The following is a 13,448-nucleotide window of genomic DNA, read 5'->3' as shown; positions in this document are numbered from 1 at the left end:
TAATGTTAACAGCAACTGGATTATGGAACTTATACTTGATGGCAGCATAAATAATAAAATCACTAACTAAATATATCTGTTTTCATTTTATTTTTTTTGTAATCTAAGTTATTTCCCAACAACTCTATTATTTCTCATGGTGCAAAAGGTACTTTGTATTTGGGAAATAGTATCCTGAAAAATGACAATATTCATCTATATGCTGAGAATATTCAAAAGTGGGGTAAATATTTATCTGCTAAGGGAGAAATATTAATTTATGGTTGTCAGGTAGCAAGTGGTAAAGAAGGTAGAGAATTTGTCCGACAACTGCATCAACTAACAGGAGCTAATATTGCTGCCTCGGAAACACTGACTGGAAATGTTAACAGAGGTGGTAACTGGAATTTAGAAGTAATATTCGGTCAAATTAAGTCAGCGTTAGCATTGACACCAGGAGTTAGGGCAAGTTATGCAGGGATGTTGGCAAATATTGTAGTGGATACAACTAATGATGTAGTAGATGATAGTGATGGTGTAACTTCTCTGCGGGAAGCGATAATTCAAGCTAACAGTACCCCGGAAGATGATACTATTCAACTCACAGCAGGAGCAACTTATGATTTGACTATTGCAGGAAGTGACGAAAATGTTGCTGCCACCGGAGATTTAGATATTGTTGCTGGTGGTGGAGAAATAACGATTATTTCTGAGGGAGAGGAAAAAGCTGTTATTGATGCTGGAGGAGAAACAGGAATTAATGACCGGGTGTTTCATGTTCTGGGGGGTTCCCTAAACTTAGAAAATCTACAAATTACAGGTGGGGTTATCAATGCTCCTGGTGGTGGTATCTGCAACGAAGGTACACTTAGTATCAGCAATAGTATTATTAGTGGCAATCAAACAAATTCTGATGGTGGAGGTATCGTCAATATATCCGGTACAGCAAGTATTAGCAATAGCACTATTAGTGGTAATTCTGCAACTAATGGTGGTGGTATCTCAAGCTTCTATGGTAATATCAGTATTAGCAACAGCAACATTAGCGGTAATTCTGCAACTAGCGGTGGTGGTATTGACAACTACCTTAGCACAGCAAGTATTAGCAATAGCACTATTAGTGGTAATTCTGCAACTAGCGGTGGTGGGGTGTTCAACTCCTACAGTAATGCTAATATTAACAACAGCACTATTAGCGGAAATTCTGCAACTAGCGGTGGTGGTATCTTAAACAATTTTTACAGTAATGCTAATATTAACAACAGCACTATTAGTGGCAACTCAGCAAATAGCGGTGGTGGTGTTTACAACCTAGGTACGGCAACCATTAGCAATAGTACCATTACTCGTAATGAAGCTGCTTCAAGTCAAGGAAGTGGCATTCTTCACAAAGCATCTACAATTATTAATAATAATGGTAATTCCTACAATTTTAATGCCTCTACTACTATTACGTCTAGTATCGTATCGGGTAATGTCAATACTGATGTTGACTCGGTAGACAGTGATAACAATTTCTTTGAGAGTGGTGGCAATAATTTGATTGGCACAGGTAACGCTACTGATGTCTTCGATGATGACAACAACCAAATAGATGTTACCGATCCTCTACTTGGAGACCTAGCTGATAATGGTGGCCCTACTTTCACTCATTTACCTCTCCCCAATAGTCTCGCCATTGATGCAGGTAGTAACCCTAACAACTTTGATACAGAACAACGAGGCGACCTAAGATTTGTAGGTAGGGCAGTTGATATTGGTGCAGTGGAAGTACAAACTTCACAAATTAATGGTACTACTGAAAGTGAACTCCTTAATGGATCGGGTGGTAATGACACTATTGTAGGTTTTGCAGGTAATGACACTATAAATGGTCGTGGTGGTGATGACCAAATTATTGGTAGTCGAGGTAGCGACTTCCTGTATGGAAAAGAAGGAAACGATACCCTCCAAGGTCGTATTGGTAACGATCGCCTCTTTGGTGGTAATGGTGACGACTCTCTCCTTGGTGGTCAAGGTCGCGATCGCTTCAACGGTGGTAGAGGTAACGACACCCTGATTGGAGGAGCAAGTATTGACCGTTTTATTTTCAATACCAATCAAGAATTTACTCCTGAAGATGTGGGAGTAGATACAATTACCGACTTTGTGCCAGGACAAGATATAATTCTGCTGGACAAAAGTACATTTACAGCGATTACCAGTGAATCAGGAACAGGTTTTAGTGTAGATGTTGAATTTGCCATAGTTACCAGTGATGCTGATGCAGAAATCTCTCCAGCAGTTATTGTTTACAACAGCAACAATGGCAGATTATTCTACAATGCTAATGGTACAGAAGTCGAATTTGGCAGTGGTGGTGAATTTGCTAATCTGAGTAATATTGCATCTATTAGTGAGGGTGATTTCTTCCTGAGAGGATAAAATCTCAAATTAACAGGACTTACAGACAGACGCTACCTGTAGGGGCAATTATGTTTCGCAGCATTCCGGAGGAAATTACCCCTACAAAAAACGGAATTTATAGATGCTTTGCGTAAGTCCTGATTCAAATAATATTACAGTGCTTTTGATTTTGGTAGACCATAGTAGGGACTTTCCATGGAACGTCTCTACTGGTTTTTGGTTGTGAGGTGAGGTCATCAATGTGAAAATGGCTGTAAAATCCCCTACTTATAGAAAATTTGTTAAACTTGCTATTTAGGAGTAAAATCATGGTAAATTTGTGAAAAAATCACAGATATACCAGTTTAGCTATTATTGAAAAGTTTATGCTGATTGAATTCAGTGTTGGTAACTATTTATCTTTTAAAGAAACTGTAACTTTGAGTATGGTGGCGACAAACGTTATTGCCAAGAATAAAAGTGTTGATGAAAATAATGTTTTTGATGTTGATGAAGAGTTAAGTTTGCTCAAAAGTGTTGCTGTTTATGGTGCCAATGCTAGTGGTAAAAGTAATTTGATTCAAGCAATGAATTTTATGCGTTGGTTTGTGCTTAATTCATCAAAAGAAACTCAGCTAGGGGATGCGATTAATGTGGAAGAATTTAAGTTAAGTACGGAAACAGAAAGAGAACCTTCTTTTTTTGAAATAGTCTTTATTTTAGAAGAAAAATTATATAGATATGGTTTTGAAGTAGATGAAAAAAAAGTTGTTTCTGAATGGTTATTTTATGTGCCAAAAGTGAGGGAAAGTAAGCTATTTGAACGGGATGAAAATGGTATTAAAATGACTAAGGTTTTTAAAGAAGGAGAATTAATCAGTGATAAAACGAGAAACAATGCACTTTTTCTTTCTGTAAATGCTCAATTTAACGGCAAAATTTCTACAAATATTTTCCGGTGGTTTATGGATTTGAATATAATTTCAGGACTACATAGCGATTTTTATCAACAAGTCACAGTTGAGTATCTCCAAGATAGTGAATATGAAAATGAGATTATTCAATTAATTAGAAAATGGGATTTAGGTATTGATAATATTAAAATTGTTCCAAAAAATGTTTTACTAGAAGAATTACAAGAATTGCCTGGTTTTACAGAGGAATTTAGAAAACGTATGCTCGAAGCAGGAGTACAAATTAACCAAATTCAAATTAAAACACTTCATAAAAAGTATGACTATGAAGGTGAAATGGTATCTCAAGTAGTATTTGATTTTCAAGAAAATGAGTCAGAGGGAACTAAAAAGTTATTTGCTTTTGCAGTACCAATTTTGGATAGTTTAAGATACGGAGATATTTTAATAATAGATGAACTTGATGCTAGATTACATCCCATAATTACTCGTGCAATTATCGAGCTATTTAACTCTAATCAAACGAATCCTGAAAACGCTCAACTAATTTTTACAACTCACGATACTAACTTACTTAGTAATAAGATTTTCAGACGAGACCAAATATGGTTTACAGAAAAAAATCGGCAAGGGGCAACTGATTTATATTCTTTAGTTGAATACAAAGTTAGAAATGATGCAAGTTTTGAAAGTGATTATATTAAAGGTAGATATGGAGCCATACCTTTTCTTGGAGATTTAACTGAATTATTTGAAAAAAATGGCTAGAAAAAAAGCATCTAAGAAAAATTCTCAAAATTCCAGGAATGGGAAAAGTCAATACAGTCAATCAAGAAATGAAAAAGTAGCAACACGAGAAATGAAACAGCGTTTCTTAATAGTTTGTGAGGGAACAGAAACAGAACCTAATTATTTTCGTAGTTTCCGGCCACCTGGTGGAAAAGTAATAAATATCGAAAGGTTAGGCAAAGACCCCTATCAAATTGTACAAACAGCAATAGAAATTAGGGATAATGAAGGTGATTACGACCATGTTTGGTGTGTATTTGACCGTGATGAATGGACAAAATAAAATTTTAATCAAGCAATAGAAGATGCTAAGAATGCTAAAGATAGTAACAATAAGGAAATTAAAGTCGCATATTCCAATGAAGCTTTTGAAATTTGGTATTTGTTACATTTTGGTTATCGTGATACTGCAATGTCTCGCACAGAATATAAAGATGCTTTAACTGAAAAGATGAAGAATTTAACTAAAAATAAGAAGAAAAAGTATGAGAAAAATAGCGATGAAATGTACGAAATATTGGCTGATAGACAACCTCAAGCAATTAAGAATGCAGAGAGATTATTAGAACAATATAATCCACCTAATCCTACTCATGATAATCCTTCCACAACGGTACATTTATTAGTTAAAGAACTTAATGAATTTGTTAAATAGGTGTAGAGCGATCGCTACAATACAGAAACCCGGTTTCTTGAAGAAACCGGGTTTCTTTGTATAAGTCGGAGATTTTCCCCCTTTCTTATTCCCCTCTTTGGGGTTAGGGGGGATAAACAGCTTACTATTGTTGGGTTTCGTTTCTCAACCCAACCTACATCTAAGCACTAAAATACTTCGCCACAGGATGATAAGTAATAATCGCCGTCGTAGACTGTTCNATACAGAAACCCGGTTTCTTGAAGAAACCGGGTTTCTTTGTATAAGTCGGAGATTTTCCCCCTTTCTTATTCCCCTCTTTGGGGTTAGGGGGGATAAACAGCTTACTATTGTTGGGTTTCGTTTCTCAACCCAACCTACATCTAAGCACTAAAATACTTCGCCACAGGATGATAAGTAATAATCGCCGTCGTAGACTGTTCAGGATACAACTGCTCGCTCTCATCCATATACATATCAATCCTTTTCACATCCAACAAATCTAACTGCTTATACTGATCCTGCATATTCGGACAAGCAGGATAACCGAAACTATAACGGGAACCTTGATAACGCTGTTTCAGAATATCCCTGATATTATCCGCATCCTCTGCACCGAAACCTAACTCCCGACGAATCCGAGTGTGTAACCATTCTGCCATTGCTTCCGCAGTTTGTACCGCCATACCGTGGAAATACAAATACTCTGTATACTCATCAGCAGCAAACAACTTCTGAGCAAACTCAGTCGCTATTTCTCCTACTGTTACAGCGTGCATCGGGAACACATCAATAATTCCCGAATCCTTGGGAGCAAAGAAGTCTGCAATACACAACCGTCGTCCTGACTTTTGCCGTGGAAATTCAAAACTGGTGACAACTGTTGTTGCTTTACCAGTTTTATTCATTTCGTCGGAGTCGTAAATGAAAAGTGTATTTCCTTCTGATTGACAAGGGAAATAACCATAGATTGCTTGGGGATACAGCAACTTCTCATTAATTACCCGTGATTTCCAATTTTCCAGAATCGGATAAACTTTCTCTGCTAAAAAGGCATCATACTCTTCCCGTGGTTGTCCTTGGGGTTTGCGGAATTGCCATTGCCCTGCCATCAACGCTTGCAAATCTAAATACCAGAATAAGTCCTCAAATGGCATATCTTCTGGTTGTAATAACTTGGTTCCCCAGAATGGAGGAGTCGGGCGAGGGATATCTACTGCTACATCATCGGAACGTCGAGTATCTACTACCACTGGAACATCAGGTTTAGTTTCCTCTTTTTCTTCAGACTTAACTTCGCTAGGATCTTTACCATTACCATTGCCATTACCGTTACCGTTTTCTTCAGCAAACTCACCCAAGAAACCTTTAATGTCATCCCACTGATTTTCTGATTTTGCTGGCATCAACTTATCCATGAAATTCAAGTCGGAAAAAGCATCTTTACCATAAACGACTTTACCTTTGTAGGTGTTTTGGCAATCTCCATGGACGAATTTCGGAGTTAGAGCGGCACCACCTAAAATCACGGGAACTGTAATACCTTCTGCGTTAAATGTTTCCAAGTTATCTTTCATAAATGCGGTTGACTTCACCAATAAACCACTCATAGCGATACAGTCAGCATTATGTTCTCGGTAGGCAGCAATAATATTATCGACTGGTTGTTTAATTCCTAAGTTAACTACCCGATAACCGTTGTTGGAAAGAATGATATCCACGAGATTTTTACCAATATCGTGANCCAATAAACCACTCATAGCGATACAGTCAGCATTATGTTCTCGGTAGGCAGCAATAATATTATCGACTGGTTGTTTAATTCCTAAGTTAACTACCCGATAACCGTTGTTGGAAAGAATGATATCCACGAGATTTTTACCAATATCGTGAACGTCTCCTTTCACAGTCGCAATGAGGAAAACTCCCTTAGAATTATCCTCACCAGCCTCATCTGCTTCCATGAAAGGTTGTAGATAAGCAACTGCTGCTTTCATAGTTTGAGCAGACTGCAATACAAATGGTAATTGCATTTGTCCGGAACCGAATAATTCTCCCACTACTTTCATGCCATCTAATAAATAGACGTTGATAACATCTAATGGCGGATATTTTTCTAAAGCTATTGCCAAAGCGTCTTCTAAACCGATACGTTCCCCATCAATAATATGTTGTTTTAAACGTTCTTCAATTGGTAAATTTTGTGTAGCAGAACGGTCTTTTTTAGTTGTTTTACCCTGGAAGATTGTTGTTAACTCAGCCAGAGGATCGTAAGTACAAATATCCCCATCAAATTCACGTTGGTCATATATTAGTTTCCGACAAACTTCTTGATGTTCTGGTTCAATTTTTGACATGGGTAAAATCTTACTAGCACTAACAATAGAACCATCCAAACCTACTGCCATTGCTTCATGCAAAAATACCGAGTTCAACACTTGTCTTGCTGCGGGATTTAAACCGAATGAAATATTAGAAACCCCAAGCATTATATGACATTCTGGTAACTCTTCCCGAATCCTTTTAATAGATTCAATTGTGGCTTTTCCATTTTCCCTATCCTCTTCAATCCCTGTAGAAACTGGCAAAGCTAAAGTATCAAAGAACAATTCACGGGCAGGAATCCCATATTCTACTGCTGCATCATAAGCTCGTTTTGCTATTTCAAATTTCTTATCCGCCGTTCGAGCCATTCCATCTTCATCAATCGTTCCAACTACCACACCAGCACCATATTTTTTCGCCAATTCTAATACTTTTAAAAAACGAGGTTCTCCATCTTCATAGTTAGTAGAATTGAGCAAACATTTACCGCCAGCAACTTTTAAACCAGCCTCCATTTTTTCCCATTCAGTGGAGTCTAACATCAGAGGCAAATTAACATTTGTGACTAAACGAGATGCTAATTCGTGCATATCTTTAACCCCATCGCGCCCCACATAATCAACGTTAACATCAAGAATATGTGCCCCTTCTTTTACCTGAGATTTTGCTAAGGCAACTAAGCCATCCCAGTCTTCATTATTGAGTAAAGTTCGACATTTTTTAGAACCACTAGCATTCAATCTTTCCCCAACAATTAAGAATGAGTTATCTTGTTCGTAAGTTTCGGAAGAATAGATGGAAGCTGCTGATGGAATATAGTTATATTCTCGTTCTTTTGGTTGGAGAGTTTCAGTAATTTCAGATAATGCTTTAATATGGTCTGGACGAGTACCGCAACAACCGCCGATAACCTGTACTCCCAGGTCTTCAACGAAGTGCATTAATGCCATTTTTAACTCTATTGGAGTTAATTTGTAGTGAGCTTGTCCGCCGATATTTTCTGGCAAACCAGCATTAGGAATGCAAGAAATAACAAAAGGAGAATTTTCTGACAAATAACGAATATGTTCCTTCATTAAATCAGGACCTGTAGCACAATTTAATCCTAAAATATCAATAGAATAAGGCTCTAAAATTGCCACAGCAGCATTAATTTCTGAACCTACTAACATAGTGCCAAAAGATTCCATAGTTACTGACACCATGATCGGGCGACGTTCACCTTTTTTAGCAAATATTTCTTCTATGCCATTTAAAGCAGCTTTTATTTGCAAAACATCCTGACAAGTTTCTACAATAAATAAATCTACTCCCCCATCCCAAAGACCTTCTGCTTGTTCCGTAAAACCATCTTTTAAGGTGTCAAAATCAATATGTCCGAGGGTAGGCAATTTAGTTCCTGGCCCCATTGACCCGGCAACAAATCGAGGCTTTTCGGGGGTAGAAAATTCAGCAGTGACAGACTTTGCTAATTCGGCTGCTGTTTTATTTAGATAATAAGCTTTGTCTGATAAATCGTATTCTGCTAAGACAATTTTTGTCCCACCAAATGTATCAGTTTCTATCACATCTGCACCTGCTGCAAGGAAGTCTCGGTGGACCTTGGCTACTGCTTCTGGTTTAGTGTGGACCAAGTATTCATTACAACCTTCATATTCTGCACCGCCGAAATCTTCAGCCGTTAATTCTTGGACTTGTAGGTTAGTACCCATTGCCCCATCAAAGACTATGACTGGTCGTTCTGGACTATGGAGACGATTTAAAAATGAGCTGTTCATCATTGTGTGTTTATATTTTCTTTAGGTGTTAATATTTATACTACTCTTTTCAGAGTTTGAAAGCAATTTATTTTGTCTATGATAATATGTATTTTGGGGTGTTAAGTAAGTCAGCATAGATAAATATAAAACTAAGAAACAGGTTTCCTATGTTCAATAATGGATAATTGATAATGGATAATTGATAATTACCTCCCCCTAAAAGGAAGAGGATTGAATAAAAGGAAAATTTTTTCTTGTTTCTCCTTTCAAGGAGAGGCTTTAAACCTTTATTTTTCGGTAATAATTGTCTATTGCATATTCCCAAATTAGCCGTTCCTTCTCTGATGTGTTTTGTTTTTTATTTTATATATCCACTTATAGCAATTATCAATTTATTAAAAAGCGGTCAGCGGTCAGCAATCAGCAGTCAGCAAAACGTGCGCGTTGGCGGAGCATTCCGGAATGGAAAGGGGATTTCAACCCAGAGCTGCTAAAAGCTGTTAAGGAAGTTCCTATGCAAGAGGTTAGCCGACTGCTCAAACCTAATAGCTAGTTAACAAGTTTATGCTATAAGTTATATCACTACAACGCTCACTAATTTAATATCATTAATCATCATAAATACTGATTTTACTTGGCAAGAAATACTTAAAAAAAATGATGAAATAATTTGTTTTAATAAAAAAGAATGAAACAGCTATGAATAGAATTGAGCAAGTACCACAAATTAAAATTTGGCAAAGGATAAAAAATTGGTGGCAAAATAACCTAAAAGATGAGAAATCAAGTCGCAACTTTATGTTGCGTTTATTGGTCGGTAGTACAACTTTATTAGTGAGTGTTTCTGCATTTTATAGNGAGCAAGTACCACAAATTAAAATTTGGCAAAGGATAAAAAATTGGTGGCAAAATAACCTAAAAGATGAGAAATCAAGTCGCAACTTTATGTTGCGTTTATTGGTCGGTAGTACAACTTTATTAGTGAGTGTTTCTGCATTTTATAGTTATAAAGTTGTGCGAAATTTGATTCTAGATAATTTGAAAGAAAATGCTTTGTTAGAAGTACAATTAGGAGTAGATGAAATCGATCAATGGTTGGCTAGTAGAAAAGTTGAAACACGCACTACGGCTAATACTCCAACTTTCCGAACTATGAACTGGTTAATAGTTGAACCTTTCTTAAAATCTAAACAATTGGAATCTGAGGATTTTTTATTTTTTGCGATGATTAATCCTGACGGTTCCTACTATACCAGTAAAGTAGGTAAAGCCAAAGCTAATATCAAAGACCGCAAGCATATTAAACTAGCAATAGCTGGAAAAGTCAATCTTTCCGATCCGGTCAATTCTCGTACCCTAAATACCCTAATGGTTTTTGTTGTTGCTCCTGTTTGGTCAGATTCTCCTAATATCAAAGATCCAATCGGAATTATGGCAGGTGCTATTCCAGTAGACCGGATGAGAGAAGTAGTGAATGGTTTGGAATATGGACCTAACAGTTATGCTTTTGCTCTTAATTCTCAGGGAAAGACAATATTTACGCCTCAGCAAGATATCAGCACCAATACCAAAAACCAAATTTCAAATTTTTTGTCATCCGAAAACCTTAACCAGCAGAATATTGCCATAAAAATGGTTGCCAAGGAAAGGGGAATGGAATTAGTAGAAATAGATCGGCAAAAGTTCTATATTGCCTATATCCCCATTAAAGAAGCAGACTGGTCTCTTGGGTTAATCATTCCTAGAGCAAATATTGAATCGCAACTAAGAGCATTAAATCTGATGGCATTGGTAGTCATCGGTTTAACTGTGACAATGATTATAGTTTTGCTAAAGGTACAGTCATTTGAGCAAAAGCAACTCAAAAAGACAAAAGAAGCTGCTGAAATTGCTAACCAAGCGAAAAGTGAGTTCCTTGCTAATATGAGTCATGAGTTACGCACTCCTCTCAATGGCATTCTCGGTTATACTCAAATTCTGCATCGTTCTCATTATTGGGGCGAAAAAGAACGTAGCGGTATTGAAATTATTCATCAATGTGGTAACCACTTGTTAACTCTGATCAATGATATTCTGGATATCTCTAAAATTGAAGCTCGGAAACTCGATCTGCAACCATACGATTTTCATTTTCCTTCTTTCTTGCAAGGAGTTGTAGAAATTATTCGGATCAAAGCAGATCAAAAAGGAATTCAGTTAATTTATCAATCAGATCCCAATTTACCCCAAGGTATAATTGCAGACGAAAAACGCTTGCGCCAAGTTTTAATTAATTTATTAGGTAATGCAGTCAAATTTACAGATACAGGTAAAGTTGTTTTTCAAGTGAATATGGATAATTCGAGTCACAGTACGAAATTATCTGATAGCAACCAGCAGACAATATCTACTACTGACTCACATCTATCTACAACAATTAAATTTCAAATTCAAGATACGGGGGTTGGTATTCCAGAAAATAAGATTGATAATATCTTCAATCCCTTTGAACAAGTAGGAGACCAAGTTAAGCAATCTCAAGGAACAGGATTAGGGTTAGCTATTAGTAGTAAAATAGTTAAACTGATGGGTTCAAAGATTAAAGTAGAAAGTCAGTTGGATGTTGGCAGTACATTTTCCTTTGCAGTTAAATTTCCTCTGAGTCGTAACTGGGTACAATCAGTTTCTCATGTAGAGGGACAAAAAATTATTGGTTACGAAGGAGGAGAAAAAACAATTCTGGTTATTGACGATCGCTGGGAAAATCGCTCCGTACTAATTAATTTGCTTCAACCTATTGGTTTTATTACTGCGGAAGCAGAAAATGGTGCTGAGGGATTAGCAAAAATAGGGAAACTTCAGCCAGATTTAATTATTACAGATTTATATATGCCACTGATGGATGGTTTTAAGATGGTCAGACAATTACGCGAATCTGATGAACTAAAGCATTTAAAGGTGATTATCTCTTCAGCTTCTGTATCGAATATAGATCGCCAATACAGTCTTGATGCTGGCGGAGATGATTTTCTACCTAAACCTGTGAATGCAGAGCAATTGTTTAAGATGATAGAACAACATTTAGAAATTGAATGGAAATATCTTCAAACAGAAAATCTTGAAAATATGCAAATAATTTCCCAATCATCAGTTTCAGATGCAGATAATGATAATTCTAAAATTGTATTTCCGCCACCGGAGGAGTTAGAAATTTTACTCGACTTAGCAAGAAGGGGGAGTCTGAAAAAATTGACAGAAACAGCCGAAAAAATTCAGCAACTAGAACCAAAATATATTCCTTTTACTAAACCAATTTTGCAGTGGGCAGATGATTTTCAAGCTGATAAAATAGAAGATTTTATAATAGATTTTTTAGATAAAAAGGAGTAAATTAATGTCGAGTTTATCCAATTCAGAATATATTTTAGTGATAGATGATACTCCAGCTAATCTGAAATTAATGGTTCAAACTTTAACGGATGAAGGATATGAAGTTAGTACAGCAATTAGTGGCGAACGAGGGCTCAAGCAAATTTCTTATGACTTGCCAGATTTAATATTATTAGATATACAAATGCCTGGTATTGATGGGTTTGAAACTTGTAAAAGGTTAAAGGAAAATCCTGAAACTAAAGATATTCCCATAATTTTTATGACTGCTCTTTCAGACAGTGAAAGTATAGTTAAAGGTTTTAGTTTGGGAGCCGTAGATTATATTACTAAACCATTTCAAGCAATTGAAGTTCTTGCCAGAATAAAAACTCACATAAATTTACAACAGTTAAGAAAGAATCTAGAAAAAGAAGTAGCGAAAAAAACTAATGAACTTACTCAAGCTTTAGAAGAGTTAAAAGAATCTCAAGCACAACTGATTCAAAAAGAAAAAATGTCAGCACTGGGAGAATTAATGGCAGGAATAGCCCATGAATTAAATAATCCTATTGGTGCAATTTCTAATAATTCTCAGCATCTAGAAAACTATATTAGAGATATTCTCCATTCCCTATTTCTTTATCAAAAATATTATCCTAATCCTGCTGAAGAAATTATTGAAAATGCTGAAGATGTTGATTTAGATTTTTTGATTCAAGATTTGCCGAATCTTATTAGTTCAATGAAGGCAGGTTCCGAAAGGATTAAATTTCTAAGTACATCTTTACGCACATTTTCTCGGAGTGAATTAAATAACGATCAAAAAGTTAGTTCTGTCGTTCATAACGATATTGATAGTACACTATTAATTCTGAATCATCGTCTTAAAGCAAACAGCTATCGTTCAGCCATTGAAGTAGTAAAAAAATATGGAGATGTGCCTGAGATTAAATGTCTTCCCGGACAATTAGCCCAGGTATTTATGAATCTGATTTCTAATGCTATTGATGCTATAGATGAGTTAGTTAAAAAAACAGGATGTGCTATGTTTAAATTCCAGCCTCAGATTATAATTTATAGTGGAATAAATGAGGAAAAAACAGGATTAATAATTAGAATTAAAGATAACGGTGTGGGAATGTCAGAAGAAGTTAAGGCAAAAATTTTTGATAAGCTTTTCACAACTAAAGCTGTCGGTAAAGGTACAGGTTTAGGATTATCTATTGCTTATAAAATTATGGTAATAAATCATGGTGGTAAGATTTGGTGTGAGTCAACTTTAGGTAAAGGTTCAGAATTTATTTTAGAGTT

At 36.1% G+C, this 13,448-nt stretch carries 5 protein-coding genes and 2 pseudogenes; 5 read left to right on the top strand and 2 right to left on the bottom strand.

Annotated elements, in window-relative coordinates; genetic code table 11:
• Positions 1-126 precede the first annotated feature (126 nt).
• From AFK68_RS30175 to AFK68_RS30165, 3 genes and pseudogenes are all read left to right on the top strand, one after another.
• Positions 127-2,403, top strand: coding sequence for a DUF4347 domain-containing protein (locus AFK68_RS30175; RefSeq protein ID WP_371357619.1), 2,277 nt, complete (start codon positions 127-129; stop codon positions 2,401-2,403).
• Positions 2,404-2,750: 347 nt separating this feature from the next.
• Complete coding sequence (locus tag AFK68_RS30170) at positions 2,751-4,046, top strand: ATP/GTP-binding protein (protein WP_094677609.1); 1,296 nt, start codon at positions 2,751-2,753, stop codon at positions 4,044-4,046.
• Positions 4,039-4,722: pseudogene (locus AFK68_RS30165) on the top strand (RloB family protein). The gene AFK68_RS30170 and the pseudogene AFK68_RS30165 overlap by 8 nt, the downstream one beginning before the upstream one ends.
• A 362-nt stretch (positions 4,723-5,084) precedes the next feature.
• Here the strand turns inward: AFK68_RS30165 and AFK68_RS30160 are convergent.
• A pseudogene (locus AFK68_RS30160) lies at positions 5,085-6,444 on the bottom strand (vitamin B12 dependent-methionine synthase activation domain-containing protein); the annotation flags it as partial.
• Between the two features lies 1 nt (position 6,445).
• The coding region (gene metH, locus AFK68_RS30155) for a methionine synthase (RefSeq protein ID WP_143438441.1) at positions 6,446-8,804 on the bottom strand (2,359 nt) is incomplete at its 3' end.
• A gap of 840 nt (positions 8,805-9,644) precedes the next feature.
• Here metH and AFK68_RS30145 point away from each other — a divergent pair.
• Positions 9,645-12,155, top strand: a 2,511-nt coding sequence (locus AFK68_RS30145; protein ID WP_210407695.1) for a hybrid sensor histidine kinase/response regulator, incomplete at its 5' end; no start/stop codon positions are given.
• A 4-nt stretch (positions 12,156-12,159) separates the two neighbouring features.
• Positions 12,160-13,448, top strand: a 1,289-nt coding sequence (locus AFK68_RS30140) for a hybrid sensor histidine kinase/response regulator (protein ID WP_143438439.1), incomplete at its 3' end; no start/stop codon positions are given.

Source organism: Hydrocoleum sp. CS-953 (assembly GCF_002260545.1).
Lineage (GTDB): Bacteria > Cyanobacteriota > Cyanobacteriia > Cyanobacteriales > Microcoleaceae > Trichodesmium.
The sequence above is the reverse complement of the archived record's forward strand: the minus strand, read 5'-3'. Positions and strand labels throughout refer to the sequence as shown.

Excerpts from the sequence above, each read along its gene's own strand:
- AFK68_RS30170 (WP_094677609.1), top strand. The coding sequence starts at position 2,751 with ATGCTGATTGAATTCAGTGTTGGTAACTATTTATCTTTTAAAGAAACT.